The organism is Ancylobacter sp. TW_SC_1 (assembly GCF_056836805.1).
In genome coordinates this window covers 1-24,069 of record NZ_JBWZZR010000002.1, presented here as the reverse complement: position 1 = coordinate 24,069, position 24,069 = coordinate 1, and the positions used below count along the sequence as shown (strand labels likewise).

The following is a 24,069-nucleotide window of genomic DNA, read 5'->3' as shown; positions in this document are numbered from 1 at the left end:
TGCGCCTTCACGGCCTCGTGGATGATCTTCCTCGGGCCTGACGACGTGCTGCGCCAAACGGCCCTTGTGGCCGTGATCGGGCTCGGTGGCAGTCTCCTCCTCGGCTACTTCGGCTTCGCCACTCAGGACGACCGAAACTACCTCAAGTTCCTCGCCGTCACCCGCGCGAGGGACCCGCCGTTCCCCCAAACTCAAGCAGGAGCCTTCCAGCCCGAGCCCGATGATTCCCAGCCGTAGCACCATCATCGTCATCCTCGTTCTGGTCCTCGGCCTCGCCGCCTCAGGGTTCGCCAACGTCTTCTTCTGGAACCGTGTCACGGACCTGAAGGCCGACGTGGCGCGCCTTGAGCGTGTCGAGAAGGGCCTGAACGATGCCATCAAGGCCGCCGAACGAAACGCCGCCAGCAACGCCAAGCGAGCGGAGGACCTGAAACCCATCTACCGAGAAATCGACCGTGCGCCTGACGCTCCTCTTCCCGCTGCTCTTGAGCGTGCCTTTGATGGGCTGCGCGACCGGCAGCGAGGTAGCAATCCCTAAGTCCCTCTTGGAGTGCAAAGCTGCCCCGAAGGTCCCCGCAAAGGGGGCCGGATCGAAGGCCGCTGCGAACTTCACGGTGGACCTCTACGACGCTCACCAAGACTGTTACGGCAAGCTCGGTGAGGTGAAGGGGCTCGTGAAGCCTCTCATCAAGTGACTGCCCGCCCTGAGCATGGCGTTAAGAGGCTCTTTGGGGAAGTTTGTAAGGCTTCATCCCCCGCCCTGAGCATGGCGGTAAAAGGCTCAGCCTAATCCAGTGAATGGAAGCATAGACGTGCTGCGTGAATGAATACGCGGCGTCTCGGCAATCTGAACACCTTACGAGACCTTGGCCCTCTGCGGAGGACAACCCTGTGTTCGAGTGATGAGTGAGTCAGGAAGCCTCAACCTTCCTCCTCAATTCACTGGAAATTCTATGACTGACATTACTGCTTCGCGCCTCGGCATGTCCAACGCCACGGGCGCGGATGACGCCCTCTTCCTGAAGAAGTGGTCCGGCGAAGTCGCGACCCTGTTCGACGAGAAGAACGTCTTCCTGCCGCTCACCACGGTTCGTACCATCGAGAACGGCAAGTCTGCCTCCTTCCCGATCATCGGCCGTGCGACCGCCTACTACCACACGCCGGGCAATGAGCTGACCGGCCAGTCGATCAAGCACGCCGAGCGCATCATCGCGATTGACCGCCTGCTTGTCTCGCCGGTCTTCATCGCCCTGATCGACGAAGCGAAGAACCACTACGACGTGCGCTCGAAGTACGCGGGCAAGTGCGCGGCCGAGCTGGCCATCAAGGCCGACAAGGTCCTCGCTCAGCTCCTCGTGAACGCGGCCCGTGCGTCCAACGCCATCACTGGCGAAGCTGGCGGCGCCGTCCTCAAGAAGACCACCTACGCGACCTCCTCGGACGACCTCGCGGCCGGTATCGTCGATATCGCTCGCGTGTTCGATGAGAAGGACGTGGACGAGTCCGGCCGCTACGTCGCGGTTCGCCCGCTCCAGTATTACGGCCTCGCCTCGAACACCAAGGTCCTGAACAAGGATTGGAACGGCTCGGGCTCGTACTCGGACGGCAAGGTCATCAAGATTGCCGATGTCACCATCGTCAAGTCGAACCACCTCCCGTCCACGACCATCACCGGCAGCGAGCAGGCCGCTTACGACGGCGTCTTCACGGACACCGTTGCGGTCGGCTTCACCGAAGACGCGGTGGGCACGGTCAAGCTCCTCGACCTCTCGTCGGAGGGTGAATACCAGATCAACCGTCAGGGAACCTTGCTGGTCTCCAAGTACGCCATGGGCCACGGCATCCTTCGCGCCGAGTGCGCGGTCGAGCTGAGCAAGTCCGCGACCTGACCTAACTGAAACCTGAGGAGCCTCTTCTGTAATGGGAGAGGCTCCTTTTTTTCGTCTCGGAGAAGAATGCGAACCACTCCGGCCACCGAACTAGAGGCGGTCAATACCCTCCTCAGCGTCATCGGTGAGTCTCCCATCAACTCGCTGGAGAGCAGCGGGCACGTCGATGCGGCCATGGCCCGCGACATCCTCTCGGAAGTGAACCGCGCCCTTCAGGCAAAGGGCTGGCACTGGAACACCGAGACCATGGAGCTGCCCCTCAGCAGCCCCGACAAGTTCATCATCCTGCCGGCGAACACCATGCGCTGCTCCGTGCCGGGGCAGGGCGTAGACGTGGTCCAGCGCGGCGGGAAGCTCTACGACCGAAGCCGCAACACGTTCGCGTTCGAGCGGCCTCTCCGGGTGGAGCTGGTGCTCCTCCTGAACTTCGACGAGCTGCCCCACGCGGCGCGCGAATTGTGCGTGATGCGCTCGGCGCGGGTCTTCCAGCAGCGCGTCTTGGGCTCAGTGGAACTCTACCAGTTCACCGCGCGCGATGAGGCTGCCGCCTTGGCTGACCTCATGAACGCCGAGGCCGAGAGCCAAGACCTGTCCATCCTGACGAACTCCCCCGTCGCTCGGGTCCTTTATCGCTGATGGCAGGCCGCCTCGTTAGCGGCGCCATCCCGAACCTCATCAACGGCGTAAGCCAGCAGGCGGCAGCAATCCGCCTAGCGTCTCAGGCCGAGGTTCAGGAGAACGCCTATTCGTCCGTAGTCGAGGGGCTGCGCAAGCGTCCCCCTACCGAGCACGCTTCGGTCCTTTCGGCTACGCCCTTCGGGAACGCCTTCCTCCACACCATCAACCGGGATACCGCCGAGCGATACCTCGTCGTTGCCCGTCAGGGCTCCATCCGGGTCTTCGACACCAGCGGCGTAGAGAAGACGGTGAACGCGCCGAGCGGGTGGGGCTACCTCAACACCTCTAACCCGGCCGAAGATGTCGGGATGGTCACGGTGGCGGACTACACCTTCGTGGTGAACAAGGCGAAGGTCGTGGGAACCACCACTGCGCGCGCGCCGACACGCCCCTTCGAGGCGCTCATTTGGGTGAAGCAGGGGGCCTACGCAAGCACCTATCAGGTGTCCGTCAACGGCGCCGCTGCCGCAACTCACTCGACCCCTGCGGCCTTCGAGGCCGGGTACGAGGCGCTCATCCAGACGACCTACATCGCGGCTCAGCTCGTGACGAAGTTGCAGGCGTCCTTGGGCGGCTCCGGGTTCACCGTCGAGAGGTACGGCTCCATCGTGCGGCTCATCGGCCCGGCCGACTATGTCATCTCCGTCATGGACGCGCAGTCCGGCAACTCGCTCAAGCTGGTCAAAGGCACCATCCAGCGGTTTAGCGAACTCCCCGAGACCGTGAACAACGGCTTTGTGGCGAAGGTCGTGGGCGACAACACCTCGAAGTTCGACGCCTACTATGTCCGCTTCGACAACGACAACGGGACCACCTCAGGGACGTGGGTCGAGACGGTTAAGCCGGGCCTCTACACCACGCTCAACGCAGCCACCATGCCGCACGTTCTGGTGCGCGAGGCGAATGGGACGTTCACGTTCAAGCCCGCGACATGGGACACGAACGGCGTTGGCGATGAGGACAGCTCGCCGTGGCCGTCGTTCGTCGGGCGGCCCATTGCGGACGTGTTCTTCCACCGCAACCGCCTCGGCTTCATCACCGATGAGAACGTGATTTTCAGCCGGGCCGGCGACTTCTTCAATTTCTTCCGGCAGACGGTCACGCAGCTCGTGGATACGGACCCCATAGACGTGGCCGTGTCGCACACGAAGGTCTCCATCCTCCGGCACGCGGTCCCCTTCGACAAGGAACTCTTCCTCTTCTCGGACCAGACACAGTTTGTGCTCAACGGCCCTGACGTGCTGACCCCGAAGTCCGTCGCAATCAACGTCACGACCGAGTTCGAGTGCAGCCGCCATGTGCGGCCCGTGGGGGCCGGCAAGTCGGTCATGTTTGCCGCGCCGCGCGGTTCAAACACGGCCATCCGCGAGTACTATCTGGAGGCCGATACGTCCACCTATGACGCCGTGGACGTGACCGGGCATGTGCCGAAGTTCCTGCCCAGCGGCATCTTCAAGATGGCCGTGAACACGGCCGAGAACGTCCTCCTCTGCCTCTCGAAGCAGGAGCCGGATGCTGTGTTCGTCTACCAATGGTTCTGGTCGGACAGCACCAAGGTCCAATCCGCTTGGCACAAGTGGAAGTTCCGGCCTGGCACTCAGGTCCTAAACGTGGACTTCATCGAGTCCACTGCCTACCTCGTGGTGCAGGACGCGGACGGCCGAGTGCGGCTGGAGAGAATGAGCGTAGAGCCTTCTCACACCGACGCTCAGGCGAGCTTCACCTACCACCTAGACACCCGCGTGAGCGCCTTGACGCTGACCCGGAGCTACAACGCGGCCACCAATCGGACGACCTTTACGCTGCCATATGCGCCGCCTGATGGCATCGTTTACGTGGTCTCGGCCAGCTCTGGAGGGTTGGCGCCGGGCGTCGAGCTGCCGCTTAGCCGGGATGGCGGGAACGCCGTATCTGCCGAGGGCAACCTTACGACCGTCTCGGCATTCGTTGGCGTCACTTACACGATGCGCTACCAGCTCTCGCCGCTCTTCATGCGCGCTGAGGCACCGGGGGGCGGGGTGTCGTCCATTGTCACGGGCCGGCTACAGCTCCGCTCAATCACCTTCATTCACGAACACAGCGGCTATTACCGCATCAAGGTGGCCCCGAGCGGTGCGCGCGATGCCTACACCTACGTGTGCTCGGGGCGGACGCTCGGAACCTTTGTGGCGGGCTCCATCGCTATCGGTGCCGGCGCGTTTAGGGTGCCGTTGATGGCGCGCAATACGGACGTGACAGTGACCGTTGAGAACGACAGCTTCTTGCCGTGTCATATCCTCTCCGCTGAGTGGACCGGTTTCTACGTCAGCCAAGGGACGCGCCTGTGACGCGCGCGCGCATCGTCGCGGCCACCGAAGACGACTGCCGCGAGCTTGCGGCCGGGATGCGTCGCGAGGACCTTGCAGAGGTTCGCGATGGCGTCGGGCTGGAGCCGCTGGAGGTGCTTCTCCACTCCCTCAAGGGGGAAGCCTACGCGGCGAGGGACGAGACGGGCACGGTCCTCATGTTCGGCACCTACCCCACGGACGTGCCTGACATGGGGCTCGTGTGGCTCCTCGGCACGCCGCGCATTACGTCGAAGCAGAAGGAGTTCCTGCGGCGCTGCCGCCCGGTCCTCGACGTGCTCCATAGCAGGTACCCGGTCCTCGTGAACTACGCAGACGCGCGCAACGAGGTTCATCTTCGGTGGCTGCGCTGGTGCGGCTTCAAGGTCCTCAGGACCATTCCAAACGCCGGTGTTGCCGGCACCCCCTTCCACGAAATCGCGAGATACAAGCGCATCGAATGTGTACCGCAGTAGCCCTTGTCGGGCTCGCCATCAGCGCCGCCTCGTCGGTTGTCGGCTTCATGGGCCAGACCGCGCAGGCGGATGCTCAGGAGGCGATGTACGAGCAGAACCGCCTTAACTCCATTCAGGCGATGAACGACGAGGTGAGCCAGATCAACCTCCGCACGCAGCAGGAGCGCATCGCGGCCTCCGAAGAGTTGCAGGCGGCCAATCGCAAGCAGATGGCGGACACCGCCACGGCCGAGGCCGCCGCAGGCGAGTTCGGGGTGAGCGGCCTCTCGGTCGATATGCTGCTCGGGGAAATCGCGTCCGGCTATGGGCGTGACCGGGCGAACACCAAGGGCAATCTCGACATGACCCTCGCGCAGCTCGAACAAGAGCGGCAGGGAGCCGAGACCACCAGAGACAACCGCATCAACTCCGTAGCGCGCGGCCGGAAGCCTTCAGCCATAGGGCTTGGGCTCGGCATCGCACAGGCCGGGTTGGGCGCCTACAACCAGTATTCCGCAGGATAACCCATGGCAAAGCTCCCCGGCCTCGTGCCGGTCAACGAGGACCGTATCACCGGCCCCCGCCGCACCCGCGCGTCTCGCCGGGTAGCCCCTGAGATTGTCGAAGCGCGCCCCTTGCGGCCCACTGCGGCACCCGTCAACTCCTATGTCCGCCCCCCGGAAGTCCCCCGGAGCAACGACCTTCTCGACGTGGCGGCGGCCCTTCAGTCCTTCTCCCCCGTCCTCACGCAAGCCTTCGCGAACATGGAGGCGAAGCAGGCCGCGAGTGCCGAGGCCGCCGTGGCGCAGTCCACCGTGGGAGAGCTTCAGGCCCACGTCAGGGCCGGTACGTCGCCAATCTCCTCCAGCCCCGTCGCCAGCAAGGCATTCGCCAAGAGCGCCGCTCAGCAGCTCGCCGTGAGGCGCCTGTCCGAGGTGCAGGGGGCGTGGGATAGCGGCGACTTCGACCGGGACAATGGAGACTTCGACGCCTACCTCGCAAACGCCGCGCGCGGGGACCTTGAGGGCATCGCTGATGAGGACGCGAAGAACGCCTATGGCGCCGTCTTCAACAAGTTCTCGGGGCGCCTGCGCTCCCAAGCGACCGAGTACAAGGTCAAGCGGGAGAAGGACACAGCGCTCACGGCAGTGGGTGACACGTGGTTCGCGGCAGTGAGCGCCGGCATCACCGAAGGCAAATCCCCGGCCGACCTTCAGGCCGCCCTCAGGGGCCAGTACGGGCAATACAAGGACACCATGGGGCTCCAGCCTCAGGAGCTTGACGGGGTAGTCTTGGGCGTCGCGCGGCGCCTCGCTGAGAACCCGAACAACGAGGCGTATGTCGAACACTTCCTGAACGACACACGCGGCGGGGTGGGCTCCATCGCGGCCAAGCAGGACACCGGGCCGGCCGCTCAGGTCATCATCAACCGGGCTCAGGCGAGCACGGCGGCCTACCAGAAGGAGCAGCTCCGGCTCCAGAACAAGGCCAACGCGGATCGTGATGCGGCGCTCCTCGGGAGCCGTGTTGAGGTAGCGGCCGAGAATGGCACGCTGGCACTCATGGTGCCGATGGACGTGCGCACCGAAGCCGGCGACACGAAGACCATCTCGGCGGATGACCAGCAGAAGCAGGGTGTCGAGCTGATCCGTAAGAAGGCCGAGGCAATGGCCGCTCAGGGGAAGCCCGAAGAGGGCATGAACTTCCGCCTCGGGGCGCTGATGAAGAACGGCCTCGTGGACCCGCAGTTCAAGTCAATCCTCAAGGCCGGCCCCGCGTCAGCCACCCGAGAGGCGCTTGAGAAGGGCGAAGTCCCGCCCGCGCTCCGCTCCGGCGTGGATCTCTACGAGACCCTCTACACCCGCTCGCCGCGCCTCCTCGCGCAGACCGTCTCGGCTGAGGACCAGTTCTTCTATGAGGCGTACCGGGTGGCCCGGCAGGACATGGGGTACGACGAGGCGGGTTCCTTCTCGGCGGCCGTCAAGTTCACCGATAAGGCGAACCCTCAGGAACTCCCGGCGAGCCTCCGGCAGGACATCTACAGCCTGAAGGAGAAGCTCGGGCAGCTCCGCAGCGGCAGCTCGTGGTGGAACCCGTTCTCGTGGGGGGACGGCCGGGCCATCACGATGACGGAGGAGGCAGCGCGCAAGATGGAAGATTGGGGCGCGTTCTACGTCCGTCTCGGAAAGAGCCCGGATGAAGCCCTCGACCTCGCCACCAAGCGCATACGCGACAGCCACGCGGTCATCAACGGCAACCCCGTTCCGACAACCGATCGGAACCTACCGCCGAACTTCGAGGGCATCGCTGAGTGGAAGCTCGGGCAGTGGGCCGAGAAGTACGGCGCCAAGTATGGCCTCGACGCGGAAGACCTCACCATCAGCCCATCGGGGGACGGCCAGCAAGGCGTCTGGTCGATCACCCGAAGGGACGGCAACGGCCCCGTGATGGTCATGGAAGACGACGCTCGGAGCGCCCTCAACTTCTCCGTCCGCGCCGCGAAGGCTGAGTTCGAGGGGGCCGAGCGAGACGGCATTGTCACCAACCAGAAGAGCAAGGCCCGTCGCCGGCAGTCCCGTGGGGATTGGCAGGAGGGCGGCCTCCAGTAGCAGCGGAGAGCATGAGCAACGAACTCGCAGACGCCATTCGCGCGTCCTCAGAACGCCTCGGGGTGGACCCGATCCACCTCGCCACGGCCATGTCCTACGAGACGGCAGGCACCTTCGACCCGTGGAAGAAAGGCCCCACCACCAAGTGGGGCGAGCATCGCGGCCTCATCCAGTGGGGTGAGCCGCAGCGCGCCAAGTACGGCGTGTCGCAGGACATGCCCGTCACGGCGCAGGTTGAGGCCGCCGAACGCTACCTGAAGGACGCCGGGGTGAAGCCCGGCATGGGTCTCCTCGACATCTACAGCGCCATCAACGCGGGCGGTGTGGGCCGTTACGACGCCTCGGACGCCGCCGCTGGGGGCGCTCCAGGCACCGTGAGGGACAAGGTGGAGCAACAGATGGCGGACCACCGGAGTAAGGCGGCGGCCCTCCTTGGGGTGCCCGACATCGTTCCTTCCGACCGCTCCCCCACGAGGCCCATCACGGTCCCCGAGCAGATGGCCGCAGAGGCCGCTCCGGGGCCGGGCATCGGGGAAACGGTCGTGGCGGCGGCCCGCGAGCACTCGTTCACCGGGTGGCTCCTCACCAAGCCGTGGCTCCTGCCTGATGATCCCGACTTCCAGATGACCGATGAGCGCCTCAAGGCCCTCACCAAGGGCATCCCGAGCGACCGCTGGAGCGCCTTCGAGAACGCCTATTCGGCGGACCAAGCGAACGCCATCCGGGACGAGCTTATCGCTCAGATGGACCGCCAGCGGACCCTTTCTGAGGCCGGCATCACCGGCGCTCTGCTCTCCGTAGGGGCCTCGCTGGGGGACCCCATCGGCATCGGCGTGGGCATCGCCACGGCGGGCACCGGCAACGCCATCATGTGGGGCACCAAGCTCAACAAGCTCCAGCGTGTCCTCAGCGCCGGGGCGGCAGGGGCGGCCATCAACGCCGGACTCGCGGGGGCTGAAGAGAGCCTCAAGCCGAACCCGGAGTGGGATGCGGTGCTCCTCGCGGGGGCGGGCGGGGCGTTCATGGGGGCGGCCTTCGGGGCGCTCTCCAAGATGCCGCATATGGCCGAGGAGGCGGCTGCCCTGAGGCAGTTCTCCAAGGACACCGTAGAGGAAGTGGAGGGGGCCTATGGGGCCGTCCCGCTGCGGCCGAAGGACAGCTCGGCGGGCGCTGCTCAGGGCGTCTCCAGCCTGCCGCTGAGGCAGGATGCCCACGACTTCGTGCGGCTGAGCGGCGACGACACGACGCCCGGAGCGGCCCTCGGACAGGCGCGCTTCGACGCCACGGCGCAGGGCAAGAAGTCGGTCAATCCGGCCACCCGCGCCGCTGCGAACGTCCTCGGTGAGGACGCCGTGGGCCATGCGAACAAGAGCATGGCAACCGTATGGACCGCGAGCGAAGAGCAGAGAAAGCTTGCGCGCACCGCCGAGACGTATCGCTCTCAGGTGCACGAGCCCGCCTATCGCGCTTGGGCCGACGAGCAGGGCCTCTCGTGGTACCAGCGCCTGACTGAGCGCGGCCGGTTCACAGAACTGGTGTCCCGCGCCGTGAGCAGCACGGACCCGCTGGAGGAGTTCAGCCCGCACGTGAAGAAGGCGGCGGCGGCCGACCGGCAGTTCTATCGCGCGCGGCTGGAGGCCATGAACGACCCCGGCCGGGAGTGGGGTTTGTCCGGCCAGCTTCGCCCGGTGGGCGGGGCGGGGACCATTGCAGAGAACGCGAACTACCTCCCGCGCATCTTCAGCTACGGCAAGGTGGTCGAGATGCTCGACGCCTACGGGCCGGACGTGCTCTCGAAGGCAGTCGCCACGGCAATGCGCGCCAAGGCCCCCGAGCTGGCCGAGGAGGTGGCGGACAAGGTCTCTCGCGGCTACGTCAGGAAGCTCAAGGAACTCGCCTACGGCATGAACATCCGCGAGAGCGGGGCCATGTTCAGCGACGACCTTGAGGGCCTCCGAAAGCTCCTCTCGGACCTCCCCGGCGTGGACCCTGAGGACGCCGAGGATGTCATTGCCAAGATGTCCCGGCCGGTGGACGGCGGGTCGATTGCCCGCACGAAGCACCGCGTCCTCCTCGACGAGAACCTGAGGATGGAGCTGCCGGACGGACGGGCGGCCTCCTTCGCGGACCTCTTCCTTGAGCGGGACGCTGACAAGCTCTTCCGCGTCTACAACCGCCAGACCTCGGGGTGGGTGGCACTCGCCCGCACGCGGGTGGGTAAGGACGTGGACGGCGAGCAGAACCTCCTCATCGACGGCTTCACGCACGGCGGTGAGTGGGAGAACTATCTCCAGAAGGTCCGCGCCGTGGCGGCCGAGGTGGGCCAGGACAGGACGGCCCTTGAGGCCGACATCAAGCTGCTCGACTACCTCTTCAAGAACGTGGCCGGCGTTCCCATCCACGACCCGAACACGATGGGTTCGACAGTCAGCCGCCTCGCGCGGGACTACGGCTTCCTCCGAGTGATGGGTCAGGTGGGCTTCGCACAGGTTGCGGAGCTTGGCGGTATCGTCTCGCAGGCGGGCGTCAAGGCGGCCATGTCGGGCTTCCCGGCGTTCCGTGCATTGGTCCGCGACGCTCGATCCGGCCGCGTCACTCACGAGCTGACGGACGAGTTCGAGGCAATCACCGGCCTCGGCGCTGAACGCCTCCGCTCGGCGGGCGAATGGCGCATCGCCGGTGACGCTGAATGGGGCACCGTGGCGGCCTCCAGCCCTCGCCTTGAGGCAGTGGAGAAGGGCTTCGGGCTCGGCAAGCGGTTTACCGCCGAGGTGTCTGGCCTCAGCGGCATCAACACGCTCCTGCACCGCTGGACCGGCAGCGCCATCCTCCACAAGTTCTCGATGATGGCGGACGGGACGGTGGCACAGAACGCCCAGCGCCTTCGCGCCCTCGGCCTGTCCGATGAGATGGCCGATAGGGTGTTCGCCCAAATCCGCCAGCACCGCTCCCTTGCGGACGGCTCCAAGACCCTCAGGCGCATCAACGTGGACCAGTGGGATGACCTTCAGGCTGCCGCTCACTTCGAGCGCGCGGTGGATCGCATGGCGCGCCGCGTCGTGCAGGAGAACTCGCCGGGGATGTTCATGCAGTGGATGTCGCACCCGGCCGCTCAAGTCCTGCTTCAGTTCCGCTCCTTCGTCATCGGGGCGCACTCCAAGCAGCTCCTCCACAACATCCATATGTGGGACCGGGAGAGCGTATCGACCTTCCTCGCGACCAGTATATCGGCCCAGCTCGGTCACGTGATGCAGACCGTGGCGAACGCGCCTAGTCTGACGGAGAAGCAGCTCGAAGAGCGCCTGTCCATCAAGGGCATCGCCATGGGAGGCTTCCAGCGCACCGGCATGTCCGCTCTGCTCCCGATGGTCATCGACAGCGTCATGACCGTTGCCGGGCGTGGCGGCGTCTTCAACAGCCGGTCCACCGGGCAGGCGTCGAATGCCATCTTCGGGAACCCCACCACGGGCCTCATCGACGACGTTCCGGGCGCCATCAACGCCCTCGTAGAGCCCCTTATGGAGGGCCGTCGCCGCTCGAAGGCTGAGGTTCGGGCGATGGTCCGGCCACTCATCTGGCAGAACATCCTCCCCGTCACGACCCTCCTAGGGGCGATGTCGCGGGACCTCCCTGACTACGCCCCCAAGTCTCACAACTGATAAGGAAAACAGCAATCCAGACGACATACGTGGTCTACGTAGGAAACGGCTCGAACCGTCTCTTCGTGGTCCCGTTCGAAAAGCTCTCGCGCGCCTATGTGAAGGCGCGCGTAAATGGTGCGTCCGCAACCTTCGAGTGGCTCAGCGATACGCAAATCCAGCTCTCCTCGGCACCGGCAGCGGGGGCCAAGGTCGAGGTTTATCGCGAGACTGACCGCGCGCCCGTCGTGCGCTTCTCAGACGGCTCTACGGTCACGGGGGCGGACCTCAACTCCACCTACGACCACGCACTGCACATCGTGCAGGAGCTTGACGAGACCGTCTCGGCGGCTTCTCAGGTAGCCGTGAGTTCGGCTTCGGCGGCTTCGGCGGCTCAGGAGCAGGCGGAACTCGCGCAGGCGGCGGCCTCCTCTGTTACCGACATTGCGAACTCAGCAGCCTCTCGCGCCTTGACCGCTCAGGAGGCGGCTGAAGGGGCTCAGGCCGTGGCGATTGCGGCGGCTCAGAATGCGGCGGCTGCAAACGAGGCCGTGCGCCCGACCACGGCCAGTGACCTTGCCTACGATAGCTCTCTCTCTGGCCTCGCTGCGGCGGACATTCAGGCAGCTATTGACGTCATCGCAATGGCGCAGGGCATCATCGAGATTGACTCGGACGACGTGACTAACCGAAGTTCCGTCGCGGGCGGCAAGGTCACAGCGGCGCTCAACACGCTTCAAAGCTCGCTGAGTTCGCTCCAGACATCCCTTACCGGCAAGGCTAACTCCTCCCACGCGCACACTATCGCGCAGGTTAGCGGCCTCGACGCAGCTCTTTCCGGCAAGCAGGCGGCGCTCGACTATTCCCCTGTGAGCAGGACGGGTGGCGACAGCATGGCAGGCCCGTTCACCGTGAACGGCGGGGCGTCCATTGAGCACACCTCAGAGGGCACCCCGCGCTTTTCGCTCCATCGGCCGAACGTCTACCGGAAATACCTCGCTGGCGGCGGGGATGGGAGCCTTTACTATCTGGACCAGAACGGAACCAACCACGCCGCGCTGCGCGTGAACGGTACCATCTGGACCTCCGCTTGGGGTGAATTGGGGAGTTACTTTGCCCTCTCCTCCAGAGCACTCCGGCCGGGAGCCGCTTGGCAGGACGTGACCGCGTCGCGTTCCGGCAGCACCGTCTACCAGAACTCCACCGGGTACCAAATTGGCGTCTACATTCAGGCGGCAGCGTCAGCTCTCCGCGAGATGCAGGTATCGGCCAACGGAAGTGTGTGGGTAACGGTGGGTGTCATTGGCGCTTCGGGGACGTGGCAGTCAGGATTTATTGTCCCGGCCGGCCACTATTACCGCATCAACGGAAGCGCAACACTGACAAATTGGACCGAATTACGATGAGAGGCATTGAAGAATACGGGCTTATTCGGCCCGATGGCTTGTATGTGCAGAGTATCGCAGAAAGCCTTGAGGTGGCCATTGCCGCTCAGCCTGAGGGTACCGTGGCGGTACCTCTTCGGCCGGGGGGCGATTACGATTGGAACGGCTCGGAGTGGGCCTACGCGCCGCGCGCTGCGGAAGTTCCTACCTCCGTCACCCGCGCTCAGGCACGCATCATCCTCTACGAAGACGGCCTCCTGCCTCAGGTAGAGGCGCTTGTCGAAACCCATCCGTATTTCCAGCTCCGCATCTGGTGGCAGGACGCGCTCACTTTTGAGCGGGACAATGCCTACCTGAGCGCCCTCGCGAGCGAGCTTGGATTGTCCGAAGAGCAGGTAGACGACCTGTTCATCCGTGCCTCAACCCGCATCTGAAGGAATTGAATGCTCAGTCTCGATAACATCAAGAACACCGGCCCTGCGGCTGACCTCATCCCCGTCACCCCCTCGAACACCGTCGACACCCCCGAGCCCTTCCGCGCGCTTTGGGTCGGCATTGGCGGCACCCTTGTCTTCACCAGCGCGCGCGGCATCAAGCGCACCGTAACCGGCGTCCCTGCCGGGTGGTTTGAGGTGGCCGGAACCCGTGTGTGGGCTGAAGGCACCGTCTCGAACGTCCACATGGTCCCCTGATGCGGCGACTTGGCTTCGGCTTCGGCATCCCGTCTATGGGGCGCCGGGCCGAACTCATCGCCGCCCTGTTCGCTTCCGGTGCGCAGGGCGTTTGGCTGGACCCGTCTGACCTCTCGACGCTCTATCAGGACATTGACGGGTTCCTTCCGGCCAACACAGCGGGTCAGCAGGTCGCCCTCATGCGCGACAAGAGTGGGCGCGGAAACCACTTCGTGCAGCCCACGGCACTCTCCCGGCCGGCGCTTCAGACCGATGGATTGGGGCGCTGGTATCTCGACTTCGACGGTGTCGACGACTTTATGTCCACCATCGGCACGCTTGACCTGTCCGCATCCGACAAGATGACTGCATGGGCGGGCTTCAGGTTCTTGGGCGCGCCTAACGGCTACGGGTTTCTCTTTGAGACCTCACCAAGCGCGCTTGCGGTGGATTACCCCGGAAGCGCCAATTTCGCAGCGCCAAGCGGCGGAAGTGGGGGCGCAAGCCGCGCGGGGTATAGTTTGCGCGGTTCCAGCTCGCTCGGTGCCGTAGTGGCGCCTGCATCCCTCGACACGAACATTGTGACGAGCTGCGCGTTCAACATCGCTGGTTCGGGCATTGTCGACGAGATGCGCGCGCGCTTCGATGGTTCGTCGTCGGGCGTCTACTCTGCCGGCTCACCCGCAGGGGGCGGGAATTTCGGCAATCATCGCGCCTATTTGGGGATGCGTGCGGGCTCAGCGTTCCCCTTCCGGGGACGCCTCTACGGCCTCGTAATGATTAGTGGAGCGACCGATGCTTCCACAATCAGCGCCATAGAGGGCTTCCTCGGGCCTAAGACCGGCCTCGCTGCGCCGACTATCTCTGTCAGCGCCGGCAGCGGGTACGCTGGTAGCGTGCTTCAGGCCAGCAAGCCGGGCGGCTATTGGCTCGCAGACGGGGTCGCAAGCCCCGGAGCTACCGAACAGAGCTTGACCGTAACCCTCGACCTTGAGGGAGCGGAGATTGCCTACAAGCTCCTCGGTGTTGTCAGCGCGCCGTTCCGCATGTGGACCCCCAAGCAGCTTCCCGAAGTTGTGGGCCTGTTCGACATCCGCAAGGTCGCTGCCGACGCAACCGCGTGGAATGCGGCGGCCGGTTCGATGCGCTACACACAGCCGGACGAGGCGGCCCGGCCGGCCTACGAGGCAACAGGGCTGGCGGGAGGCCCCTGCATGTTCAGCGATTGGAACCGCAACTGGCGCATAGAGGGCATGTCTCCGGCCCCTGCGGCACGAACGTTCATCGGCCTGTTCGCCTTTATCGGTTCCGACCCCGCCAACTGGCTAACCATTGTCGGAAACGACGCGCCGGGAGCGTGGGGCTTGGTCAAGAGCTACTCAAGCGGGGGGAAGCGGGTTCTCGGCCTCAACCGGACCCCCAGCCTCGCGGACCTCTACACCAGCGGGTGGGTTATCGAAGACGGCGCGCCGTGCCTCATTTCCGCTAAGACGAGCCGACCCGTCGGTGAATACGGCTTCCGTCATAATGGGCTTACGATAAACGCCGGGACCTCGCCATCCCCCGCCTTCGAAGACAACGGCGGCGAGTACAGCATGGGCGGATACATCCGGCTCGGCTCACACGCCTATATCGACGCCTGCCTATCCCCCGAGGATGAAGCCAAGTTCGAGGGCTGGTGCGCGTGGACAAGCGACGCCGTGTCCCTGCTCGACGATGGCCACCCCTACAAGGCCGCCGCGCCGAGGGTTTCATGACTGAGCAGATGATAGTCACTATCGCCGTGCCGGCCGCTTTGATCGGAGACGCCAACGAACTGGCGCGCTGCGTAGGTTACGGGGAGGCTGACGGACAGACCTTCCGCAGCGCGGCTTGGCAGGACGCAGCGGGCGAACGCTACGCTGTCGCGTCTGGCCCCGTATGGCCGGCCTTCATCCGGGTGCCTGATGAACCCCTCACCATCCCCGCATGGGGAGCCGATATGGACGCCGCAGAGCGCGCTCAGGCGTTGCTCGCGGTCTCGGATATGCGGCCTGTAGAAGGCGGGGAGGAGCCGCTAGCGGCCTTCCCTGCTGCCCCTGACCGCATCAGCGCGGTTGTTGGTGTGCCGGGCCATGAGGCCCTCACCTTACTCGGGCTCCAGCCGGTGCCCGAAGAGACTGAAATGTGAACGCAACCGACACCGAACTCCACCGTGCCCTTGGCCGTATCGAGGGAAAGCTCGACGGCATCAGCGCCAGCGCCGCTACCGAAAGAGAGGCGCGCATCAAACTCGAAGGCCGCGTCGAGGCTCTTGAAGCCGGGCAGGCGCGCCACGCGAACAAGCTGGCCTATTGGGGTGGCGGTCTCGCCGTCCTCGCCGGCCTCTGGACCCTCTTCCGAGCCAAACTGGAACGCTTCTTCTCGTGAGCAAGGCTGACAACGATACCCTCGACTCCCTGCACGCCGCCGTGGCGAAGGAGCTAGCCGACCGCATCCAGCGCGGGGAGGCGACTGCGGCCGATATCTCGGCTGCCATCAAGTTCCTCAAGGACAACGGCATCACGGCTTCCGTGACCTCGCCGGCCGTGCAGAACGTGCTCCATTCGCTCCCCTTCACGGGAGACGAAGACGAGCCTCACGCGGCCCACTAAGCCGCTATCGCCCACCTATTGCGCCCCCTTGGACACCCTCTGAGGGGGCGCTTCCATTTCAGGAGTGCCCATCACCAAGCCGAACGGCCCGGTCTTCGTCCACGCGGACCCGATCAAGGCCGACTTCCGAAACTTCCTGTTCCTCGTCTGGAAACACCTCGGCCTGCCCGACCCGACGCCCGAACAGTACGACATCGCCGCCTATCTCCAGCACGGCCCCAAGAAGAAGATGATCATGGCTTTCCGAGGAGTCGGGAAGTCTTGGATTTACGGGGCCTTCGTCGCTTGGCGCGGCTACACGAACCACGACTGGAAGATGATGGTCGTGTCCGCCTCGAAGGTGGCGGCCGACTCCTTGTCGATGTTCGTCAAGAAGATCATCGACGAAATGCCCATGCTGCAACATCTGCGCCCCCGAGAGGGCCAGAAGGACAGCGTGGTGATGTTCGACTTCGGCCCGGCCCGAACGTCGAAGGACCCCTCCGTCAAGTCCGTGGGCATCACCGGTCAGATTACCGGCTCCCGCGCTGACGAAATCATCGCGGACGACATCGAGACCACGAACAACTCCTACACCACGCAGGCCCGAGAGCGCCTTCTGGAGCTGGTCAAGGAGTTCGCGGCGGTCGTGAAGCCCGAGAGCGGGTACATCACCTACCTCGGCACGCCGCAGTCCGAAATGTCGATCTACAATGACCTCCCTGGACGCGGGTACGAAATCCGCATCTGGCCCGCGCGCATCCCCACGAACCCCGAGAAGTACGCCGGGCGGCTCGCTCCCTACATCCTCGGGCTGATGGCAAACGGGGCCAAGGCCGGCGACCCGGTGTCCCCGCGCTTCCCTGAGGAGGTGCTGAGGGAGAAGGAGGCAGAGTACGGACGCTCGGGCTTCGCGCTTCAGTTCATGCTCGACAGCTCGCTCTCGGATGCCGACCGCTACCCGCTGAAGCTCTCCGACCTCCTCGTGTTCACCCTCGACCCCCGCATGGCCCCCGTGAAGTTCGTGTGGGCGGCCGGCGTGGACCAAGTCCTTGAGGACATCCCGAACCCCGGAATGAGCGGAGACCGCTTCCACCGGCCCATGTGGACCGCTAACGAGATGGCCGAGTACACCGGCTCGGTGATGTTCATCGACCCCTCGGGCCGAGGCAAGGACGAGACGGCCTATGCCGTGGTGAAGATCATCCACGGGTGGCTCTGCGTGACCGCCTCGGGCGGCTTCCTAGGCGGCTACAGCGAGGACACGCTTCGGCGCCTCGCGCTCATCGCGAAGGAGCAGGGCGTCAACCGGGTGCTCATCGAGAGCAACTTCGGTGACGGCATGTTCACGCAGCTCATGAAGCCCGTCCTCACCCGCGTTCACCCGGTCACGGTGGAGGAGGTGCGAGCGAAGGGGCAGAAGGAGGCCCGCATCGCCGAGACGCTGGAGCCCCTGATGAACCAGCACCGGATCATCGTGGACCGCAAGGTGGTCGAAGAAGACCTCCGCTCGGTCGAGGGCTTGGCGGTCGAACTCGCCAGCCACTACAGCCTGTTCCACCAGCTCACCCGCCTCACCAAGGAGCGCGGCGCCCTGAAGCACGACGACCGCTTGGATGCCCTCGCGGGGGCGTGTCAGTATTGGGTGGAGCAGATGGCCTCAGACACCGACAAGGCCGCCTCTGAGCACAACGCGAGGCTCATGGACGAGGAGCTTGAGCGGTTCATGGAGGGCGTTCTAGGGGCCAGAGAATGGCCTCAGACGTGGATGTAGAAAGCCTTACGCCGCAACGCTTTGGCTAACCCCCCACTATAGGAAGAGCCCCGGTTGGTTACATAGAGAGAGCCGACCGGGGCTACTCCCCCTTTGCGGACCTCAGCGCCTCGAAGACCGTATCTCTAATCAGGTCCGCCGGCTCTTGCCCGCCATCTCGGATCAGGTCCATCCACGCCGAGTCGCAGTAGAGCTTCGCAAGGTCAAAGACATCCCGAGCGTCCGCCTTAGGATGCTGCCCAGCATATACGAGCGACTGCGTTGAGAGGCATGCCATGTAGCGAGCCGAAAGGGGCGAGAGACGTTGGTACGCTGACGATGCATTGGAAGGAGCGGCTACGAGGCATAGAGCTACGGCGAGGATGGCGGTCTTCATTGGCTGCCCTGAGCTGGTCGTGCCCTCCTTCGCTGGCGCTCAGGAGGGCGTAGGTCAAGAGGTATCTTGAGGGGGCCTCTATGCACCCTCGGGGGAGGGCAGCCTAGTGGTGGACTCAAGTCTCAGTTGGTTCGTCGCGCTTGGCTGTCACCATCACCAGCGACCACCCTAGCCCACGGACTCTCCTTGTTCGGGGCTGGGGCCTCAAAGAGTTCGGGCAGCAACTCCTTCACCGGAGTAGCGATGATGGTCAGAGCGCGCGCGAGGGAGCTGCCCGGAGGGTGAGCCTCCCAAAGGTCTGCGTTCATACGCCCCGTGCAGAGCATGAAGGAGTGGCCCGCTCGCCTCATCCATCCGCCTGATGAGCGGTACTTATGGATCATGATCCGGGTGTTCAGGGGGAGCATCTCGACAATCGCCAGCCCCGAATCCCGCGCCTCCTCGTCGAACACGATGGGGACGCCAGCCTTCTTGCAGATGGCGACGAAGGACTCTAGGGCCGCCACCTCCTCCATCGTCCACTCGGCGCTGCCGTAGTGCGTCTGGAGGTGGCGTCGAAGGTCGGCCCAACTGAACAGCATTCCTGTAGTCACTGCCTCTCAACCCCTCTCAGCGGCGCTCTCCGGGCACCCTAGGGGGCGCTGGAGTCCTCGTGAAGGGACCCCGGATGATTTGTGGGGAAAATCCGTGTGCGCATCTGAATAGAGAAAGGTGCGCGAAACCCCCCTCCGGGGGCCTCGAATTGGCATTTGAGCGGGGCAGGGCGGGCACCCTGTCACCTCGCATTGTCACCACGGGCGCGGGAACCGTTGCGGCGCCTTGGTTCGCGTTAGATGTGGCATCTTATGGGTATGTGAGGCGGGCCTGATGGGGCGCCTTGAGTGACTTATGCTCGACATGAGCAAAAGCTTTCGTGTGTCCGTGTTTGATGGGGTGTCCAATCCCCGTCTATCCCCTTTGTGGCACCCTAACGACCGCCCGGCGAGCACCCTAACGCCAGCCCTAGGCGCCACGGATGGCCGCGCCTAGCGTGACGCCATTGCGTCGCTTGTGGCGCATTCCCGCGCTGCGCTTTGTCACCGATTGGTGACAATGAAGGCGCACAAACCGTTGCAATTGAACGATCCGCAAAAAAATTCAATCAACGAGCATTTTCTTGCTTGCAATCCCGATACGACGGAAATACGTTGCATCTCAACGAAGCGACGCCCAACGCCGAACGGCACCGGGCTAGCGGCGGGTTGTTTGAAAAGTGAATAGGTCGGGTGCTGATGCTGCACCCCTGATGATGGCCTAGCAGGGCCGAAACCACGTCCAAATGCGACGCTTTATCGTTGCAATAAGGGGGCCGCAATGCGCGTCTTTCGAGACTACGAAGTCACCACGCCATTCGCTGGCGGTTCGCTGGCGGAAGTCTTCAACGCTCACGATGGGCGGACCATCCGGGCCTCTTACTTCGCCGGGCCGTTCCACCGGATGCGCGCCACGCTTTGGGCGCGTTGGATGACCCGCAAGGCGGTCGCCTTCAAGCTGATGGGGGCGTGATCATGGCTCGCACCTACTACACGCTCCTCGTTCGGGACAACGCCAAGTCGCCTTGGGGCATACACTTCGGGGACTATGACCGCCAGACGGTGGAAGACGAGAAGACAGACGGCTTGGACTACTACGCCAAGCACAACATGCGGATCATCACCACGGGCGATAAGCAAGCGGACATCTACGCAGCCGTGGCGAAGCTCAACGGGGGGGCATGATCATGAGCCGCTGGAACAACCTTTGGACCTTCCGCACGGCACGCTTCGCGGTCTCGTTGGACTGGCAGTGGGAAGACGACGCGGACCTATCGTGGGACGACACCGGCGAGGTGCTTGCGAAGTGCCAGAGCGGCGAATGGGGCGTCTACTGCTTCCGTGTCTCCGTCACCTTGGACGGCCTTCTGGTCGCCTGCGACTACCTCGGAAATTCGATCCACTCTGACCCTGCCGACTTCCGCGACCATATCGGCCTAGGCGCCAAGAGCGCGGCGGACGGGTGCCGGTATGGCAGCTACTTCACCGATATGGTGCATGAGGCTTGCCGCGAGGCGCGTAAGGCGCTCGCTAACCCGCCCCGGCTTCGGGTGGCGGCTTGAACATGCGCCGCTTGATGGTCTCATTTCACCCTGCAACGGGCGATTGGCTCGCCCATGACTTCCGGGGGCGCGTCTATCTCCGCTCCCGCTGCCTCGGCGCAGTGGTGTCCTATCGGGACGCCATGGCGCGCCCCTAACAACCCCACAACGAGACGCAGCTAGGGCGCATCCGGCCCGCATCGGGTGCGCCTTGTGGTGCGCCTAGCGTGCCCGGCCGGGCGATCAAGTCCGGCTGATACCCCCCGGAGAAACGAACCATGCAAATCGTGGTGCTCGTCTTCGTTTCTGGAAAGGTCCCGAAAATGAAGAAAGCCGCGAGGGTGGCAGCCCTCACGGCCCTATTCATTCTCTGGCTCTAGAGACGGCTTCCTCACGCTCGCAAGGGCGTGGGGTTGCCGGGGGGAACCTTACCAATCCTCAAGCTCTAGAGGCAACCCCGATGACTGATAACCCGTTCATCAAGCGCGACCGTTGGGACGCGCCTTTCGTTGACGTCGCCGCGTTCGCTGCCGCCCTTAGTGCGGCCATGGGCGGCACCCTGACGCAGGCCGAAGAGGGCCCCTATGGCGTCGGTAGGTTCATCGTGGACGGCATCGAATTCTGGATGCGCCGCGACAAGGGCGACAAGGTTGCCGTAGGTGCCAGCGCTGGCGACCTCGCTCGGCAGTTGCACCATTCCGACCGGATAAGCTGGCCTTCCGCTTGTATCAGCACCGCGCGGCCTATCGAGAGGCTTGCGGCGGACGTGTCACGGCGCGTCCTGGCACCCGCCCGTGAATGCCTCGAAGCGACCCGCGCGAAGGTGGCCGAAGCGGAGCAACGCGCCACGGCCCTCATGGGGCATGTTGAGGCGCTCCGCGCGGCTTGCCCTTGGCTCGACGTTGATCCGCGCATTGAGCCGGGCCAGTGCGAGGCCAAGGTTTGGGGGAGGGGAGACCTCTACTTGACCGGGCGGCTCTACGCAGACGGCAAGCTCGGCATTGACCGGGTGGCAACCCTCGACGCCGACCGCGCCCTAGCCGTCCTCCGCGCCCTCGCCCCTTCGGGAGGCCGGGCCAATGACTGACACCCTCCGCGAAGGCTCCCCCGAATGGCATTTCTTCCGGGCCTATGTCGGCGCCGCGCTTTGGTCTTCCACGGATGACGAAGGCGAGCCGCTCGACACGGGCCGCGACATCGACGATATCGCCCCCGAAACGCTGGCCGTGATGCAGGCCGATTGCCGAGCCTTCTACGCGGCGAACCTCGCGCATATCCAATGTGAAGGCGCGCCCCTCTCACGCGAGTTTGAGGGCAGCCTCGCGGCCCGCAAGGCCGCTATGGCCGGTCACGACTTCTGGCTCACCCGGTGCAGGCACGGGGCGGGGTTTTGGGATGGCGATTGGCCGGAACCGCACGCCACGGCGCTAGATGAGGCGGCTACCAAGGCCGGCGAGGTGTGGCCGTACGTTGGGGACGATGGGCTGATCTACGCCTAGCGGTTCCGCGCCAGCGCGCGCGTTCCCCATCAACGGCGTGAATCATTCCGCCCTGAGTGATTCACAAAACTCATTGGACAACGGGGCGTCTCAGCCCTTTAGAAGACGGCGAAACGGGCCTCTTAGCCCGTCGCGTGCGGGCGGTGCCGCGCGCCTGATGATGCCAGCCAACGAGGCCGCAATCGGCTCGTGAAGGCCCCCGTAAAGTGACAATCTGGCAAACGCCGAAGCGTGGATAAGGGGTGCATCGTTACCCGTTTGTTCACGGTTCGTTCTTGACGCCTTCGCCTGCGTATGTGTATCTGACGAAAGGTTCTAGGAATGAATGCCCCAACATCAAGGCAGTGTAGGAATGAAGTCCTTCTACGTGCGCATCCCGCGCCTTTTAGAGGCGGCCGTCGAAGGCGGCTACACGCGGCGCAAGCGTCCGTTCATCACGTGGCGCCGTGACGGGCAGCATATCGAGCTTTGGATAGGGACCGCTTACGTGAGCGCCTACGTGTTTCCGCCCCCCTGAGGAACGTGTCGCTTATCCGTAGCACCTATGCCAGAATGCAACCGTAACGCGGTGAGCGCGTGCAGGAGGTTCTATGGATATCTCGAAGAAAGCGGCGCCCTTTCTGGACGCAATAATGACGCTGCGAGAGCAGCTTAAAGGCTCCAGCATGGAGCTTGTCACGTTCCTCGCCCTTGCCGTTGAGGGCGAATCAACGGCCACCGACCTAGCGCGACGCTTAGGCGTTATAGCGCCCCGAATTTCTGAGAATTTCATCAAACTGCGCGAGCGCGGCCTCATTGAGGAGGAAGTCGGGGAGGACGAGCGTTCCAAGCGCCGTTGGCTCTCCGAGAAGGGCTCCGGCCTCTTGGCGCGCGCTCTCATCGCACGTGAGGAGGACAGATTATGAGCGTCAGGCCGAAAGGCGCGACCTACTTTGTGGACTTCATGTCCAATGGCAAACGGGTGCGGGAGTTCGGGTTCCGCACCATAGAGGATGCCGAGGCGTGGGAGCTGGAAGCCCTCGCCGCGATCAAGCGGGGGAAGGCCCTTCCGGCAGGCCCCCGCGACCGCAGGCCGGGGCGAGACATCACCACGATTGACGCCCTTGTGAGCCGCGTGAACGCCGTGCGCTGGGCGTCTCAGAAGTCGGGCGTCATGCTCCTTACCGCGAAGGCATTCGTCCGATGGGTGGGGCCTTCGACGCCTCCAGCCGAGGCGCTCGACACTTCGCAAGTCCATGAGTACGTCGAGTTCCTGCGCGATGGGGAACGCTCAGGCAGCACCATCAACCGGCACCTCGCGGCCATCTCCAGCCTCGCCAAGACGGCGCAAAAGCTCTCCCTCATCGAGAAACTGCCAGACCTCCCGCGCCAGAAGGAAGGCGAGGGGCGTCTCCGCTGGTTCAGCGAGGAGGAGGAGGCCGACATGTTCAACACGCTCCTGCTTTGGGGCGACGTTGCGCACCGCGACCTTTTCCTTTTCCTCGTGGACACCGGCGCGCGCGTCGGGGAGGCGTACAAGCTGCGCTGGGAGGATGTCTCGAAGGGGAACCGCTCCGTCACCTTTTGGGAGACGAAGGCCGGCAACAGCCGAACCGTGCCCCTCACGGGACGCGCTAGGGAGGCCATAGAGCGCCGTCGAGCGGCCGGGGCGGGGGATGCAGGCCCGTTCGTCTGGATCAACCGCAGCACGCTCCGCTCGGTTTGGGAACGCCTGCGGACGCATCACCCCTTCATCGGGGAGGCCGTCATCCACACGTTCCGCCACACGTGCGCCTCCCGACTGGTCCAGCGGGGTGTTGACCTCATGCGGGTCAAGACGTGGATGGGGCACAAGGCCATCCAGACGACGCTCCGCTATGCGCACCTCGCGCCCAAGCACCTTGACGACGTGCTCAAGGTGCTCGAAGGAGGTGACAAACTCGGTGACAAAGAGCTGGCCGAGTGACATGCGGACGTGGCGAAACTGGTAGACGCAAGGGGCTTAAAACCCCTCGCCCGTAAGGGTTTGCGGGTTCGACCCCCGCCGTCCGCACCACCCCTCAGCAA

Annotated in this window: 26 protein-coding genes, 1 tRNA gene and 1 other RNA gene; 27 read left to right on the top strand and 1 reads right to left on the bottom strand. The window is 64.5% G+C overall.

The window, feature by feature from the left end:
* Positions 1 to 21 precede the first annotated feature (21 nt).
* The 17 genes from AC1PZ7_RS23050 to terL all read left to right on the top strand — a co-directional run bounded on the left by AC1PZ7_RS23050 (position 22) and on the right by terL (position 18,035).
* Positions 22 to 237, top strand: coding sequence for a hypothetical protein (locus tag AC1PZ7_RS23050; protein WP_482359720.1), 216 nt, complete (start codon positions 22 to 24; stop codon positions 235 to 237).
* A complete protein-coding gene (locus AC1PZ7_RS23045) occupies positions 221 to 538 on the top strand; it encodes a hypothetical protein (protein WP_482359719.1) in 318 nt (105 codons plus the stop codon). Before AC1PZ7_RS23050 ends, AC1PZ7_RS23045 begins: the two co-directional genes overlap by 17 nt.
* A 445-nt stretch (positions 539 to 983) precedes the next feature.
* Complete coding sequence (locus AC1PZ7_RS23040) at positions 984 to 1,889, top strand: phage capsid protein (protein WP_482359718.1); 906 nt, start codon at positions 984 to 986, stop codon at positions 1,887 to 1,889.
* Between the two features lie 66 nt (positions 1,890 to 1,955).
* Positions 1,956 to 2,525, top strand: coding sequence for a hypothetical protein (locus tag AC1PZ7_RS23035; protein WP_482359772.1), 570 nt, complete (start codon positions 1,956 to 1,958; stop codon positions 2,523 to 2,525).
* Entirely contained in the window at positions 2,525 to 4,894 is a 2,370-nt protein-coding gene (locus AC1PZ7_RS23030) for a phage nozzle protein (RefSeq protein WP_482359771.1), read from the top strand. Before AC1PZ7_RS23035 ends, AC1PZ7_RS23030 begins: the two co-directional genes overlap by 1 nt.
* On the top strand, positions 4,891 to 5,367 hold the full coding sequence (locus AC1PZ7_RS23025; protein ID WP_482359770.1) for a hypothetical protein: 477 nt from the start codon (positions 4,891 to 4,893) through the stop codon (positions 5,365 to 5,367). Before AC1PZ7_RS23030 ends, AC1PZ7_RS23025 begins: the two co-directional genes overlap by 4 nt.
* Positions 5,352 to 5,870 carry a virion core protein, T7 gp14 family gene (locus AC1PZ7_RS23020; RefSeq protein WP_482359769.1) on the top strand — a complete coding sequence of 173 codons (519 nt, stop codon included), beginning with the start codon at positions 5,352 to 5,354 and terminating at the stop codon, positions 5,868 to 5,870. The genes AC1PZ7_RS23025 and AC1PZ7_RS23020 overlap by 16 nt, the downstream gene beginning before the upstream one ends.
* A gap of 3 nt (positions 5,871 to 5,873) precedes the next feature.
* Positions 5,874 to 7,955, top strand: coding sequence for a hypothetical protein (locus tag AC1PZ7_RS23015; protein WP_482359768.1), 2,082 nt, complete (start codon positions 5,874 to 5,876; stop codon positions 7,953 to 7,955).
* Positions 7,956 to 7,966: 11 nt separating this feature from the next.
* Positions 7,967 to 11,614 carry a hypothetical protein gene (locus tag AC1PZ7_RS23010; protein WP_482359767.1) on the top strand — a complete coding sequence of 1,216 codons (3,648 nt, stop codon included), beginning with the start codon at positions 7,967 to 7,969 and terminating at the stop codon, positions 11,612 to 11,614.
* Positions 11,615 to 11,643: 29 nt separating this feature from the next.
* Positions 11,644 to 12,999 carry a phage tail fiber domain-containing protein gene (locus AC1PZ7_RS23005; protein ID WP_482359766.1) on the top strand — a complete coding sequence of 452 codons (1,356 nt, stop codon included), beginning with the start codon at positions 11,644 to 11,646 and terminating at the stop codon, positions 12,997 to 12,999.
* Entirely contained in the window at positions 12,996 to 13,412 is a 417-nt protein-coding gene (locus tag AC1PZ7_RS23000; RefSeq protein ID WP_482359765.1) for a hypothetical protein, read from the top strand. The genes AC1PZ7_RS23005 and AC1PZ7_RS23000 overlap by 4 nt, the downstream gene beginning before the upstream one ends.
* A gap of 9 nt (positions 13,413 to 13,421) precedes the next feature.
* Positions 13,422 to 13,670: a spike base protein, RCAP_Rcc01079 family gene (locus AC1PZ7_RS22995; protein ID WP_482359764.1), complete on the top strand. Its 249-nt coding sequence runs from the start codon at positions 13,422 to 13,424 to the stop codon at positions 13,668 to 13,670.
* Positions 13,670 to 15,406: a hypothetical protein gene (locus AC1PZ7_RS22990; protein ID WP_482359763.1), complete on the top strand. Its 1,737-nt coding sequence runs from the start codon at positions 13,670 to 13,672 to the stop codon at positions 15,404 to 15,406. Before AC1PZ7_RS22995 ends, AC1PZ7_RS22990 begins: the two co-directional genes overlap by 1 nt.
* Positions 15,403 to 15,819 carry a hypothetical protein gene (locus AC1PZ7_RS22985; RefSeq protein ID WP_482359762.1) on the top strand — a complete coding sequence of 139 codons (417 nt, stop codon included), beginning with the start codon at positions 15,403 to 15,405 and terminating at the stop codon, positions 15,817 to 15,819. The genes AC1PZ7_RS22990 and AC1PZ7_RS22985 overlap by 4 nt, the downstream gene beginning before the upstream one ends.
* Positions 15,816 to 16,058 carry a hypothetical protein gene (locus AC1PZ7_RS22980; RefSeq protein WP_482359761.1) on the top strand — a complete coding sequence of 81 codons (243 nt, stop codon included), beginning with the start codon at positions 15,816 to 15,818 and terminating at the stop codon, positions 16,056 to 16,058. Before AC1PZ7_RS22985 ends, AC1PZ7_RS22980 begins: the two co-directional genes overlap by 4 nt.
* A complete protein-coding gene (locus AC1PZ7_RS22975) occupies positions 16,055 to 16,282 on the top strand; it encodes a hypothetical protein (RefSeq protein ID WP_482359760.1) in 228 nt (75 codons plus the stop codon). Before AC1PZ7_RS22980 ends, AC1PZ7_RS22975 begins: the two co-directional genes overlap by 4 nt.
* A gap of 64 nt (positions 16,283 to 16,346) precedes the next feature.
* The gene (gene terL, locus AC1PZ7_RS22970; RefSeq protein ID WP_482359759.1) at positions 16,347 to 18,035 is read left to right on the top strand and encodes a phage terminase large subunit; all 1,689 of its coding nucleotides are present in this window, start codon (positions 16,347 to 16,349) and stop codon (positions 18,033 to 18,035) included.
* Between the two features lie 498 nt (positions 18,036 to 18,533).
* Here terL and AC1PZ7_RS22965 read toward each other — a convergent pair whose 3' ends face one another.
* A complete protein-coding gene (locus AC1PZ7_RS22965) occupies positions 18,534 to 18,992 on the bottom strand; it encodes a hypothetical protein (RefSeq protein ID WP_482359758.1) in 459 nt (152 codons plus the stop codon).
* A gap of 772 nt (positions 18,993 to 19,764) precedes the next feature.
* Here AC1PZ7_RS22965 and AC1PZ7_RS22960 point away from each other — a divergent pair.
* The 10 genes from AC1PZ7_RS22960 (at position 19,765) to AC1PZ7_RS22915 (ending at position 24,058) form a co-directional block, all read left to right on the top strand.
* Complete coding sequence (locus AC1PZ7_RS22960; RefSeq protein ID WP_482359757.1) at positions 19,765 to 19,956, top strand: hypothetical protein; 192 nt, start codon at positions 19,765 to 19,767, stop codon at positions 19,954 to 19,956.
* A 2-nt stretch (positions 19,957 to 19,958) separates the two neighbouring features.
* Complete coding sequence (locus AC1PZ7_RS22955) at positions 19,959 to 20,168, top strand: hypothetical protein (RefSeq protein ID WP_482359756.1); 210 nt, start codon at positions 19,959 to 19,961, stop codon at positions 20,166 to 20,168.
* A gap of 2 nt (positions 20,169 to 20,170) precedes the next feature.
* Positions 20,171 to 20,545, top strand: coding sequence for a hypothetical protein (locus AC1PZ7_RS22950; protein ID WP_482359755.1), 375 nt, complete (start codon positions 20,171 to 20,173; stop codon positions 20,543 to 20,545).
* A gap of 439 nt (positions 20,546 to 20,984) precedes the next feature.
* On the top strand, positions 20,985 to 21,611 hold the full coding sequence (locus AC1PZ7_RS22945; RefSeq protein WP_482359754.1) for a hypothetical protein: 627 nt from the start codon (positions 20,985 to 20,987) through the stop codon (positions 21,609 to 21,611).
* Positions 21,604 to 22,023, top strand: a complete 420-nt coding sequence (locus AC1PZ7_RS22940) for a hypothetical protein (protein ID WP_482359753.1) — start codon at positions 21,604 to 21,606, stop codon at positions 22,021 to 22,023. Before AC1PZ7_RS22945 ends, AC1PZ7_RS22940 begins: the two co-directional genes overlap by 8 nt.
* Before the next feature lie 106 nt (positions 22,024 to 22,129).
* Positions 22,130 to 22,196, top strand: an RNA gene (locus tag AC1PZ7_RS22935) — hammerhead ribozyme type II.
* A gap of 179 nt (positions 22,197 to 22,375) precedes the next feature.
* The gene (locus tag AC1PZ7_RS22930; RefSeq protein WP_482359752.1) at positions 22,376 to 22,540 is read left to right on the top strand and encodes a hypothetical protein; all 165 of its coding nucleotides are present in this window, start codon (positions 22,376 to 22,378) and stop codon (positions 22,538 to 22,540) included.
* Positions 22,541 to 22,613: 73 nt separating this feature from the next.
* Positions 22,614 to 22,928, top strand: coding sequence for a helix-turn-helix domain-containing protein (locus AC1PZ7_RS22925; protein WP_482359751.1), 315 nt, complete (start codon positions 22,614 to 22,616; stop codon positions 22,926 to 22,928).
* Positions 22,925 to 23,968 (top strand): tyrosine-type recombinase/integrase, encoded by a 1,044-nt coding sequence (locus AC1PZ7_RS22920; RefSeq protein ID WP_482359750.1) that lies wholly within the window; start codon positions 22,925 to 22,927, stop codon positions 23,966 to 23,968. Before AC1PZ7_RS22925 ends, AC1PZ7_RS22920 begins: the two co-directional genes overlap by 4 nt.
* A gap of 3 nt (positions 23,969 to 23,971) precedes the next feature.
* Positions 23,972 to 24,058, top strand: a tRNA-Leu gene (locus tag AC1PZ7_RS22915).
* The last annotated feature ends 11 nt before the right edge of the window (positions 24,059 to 24,069 follow it).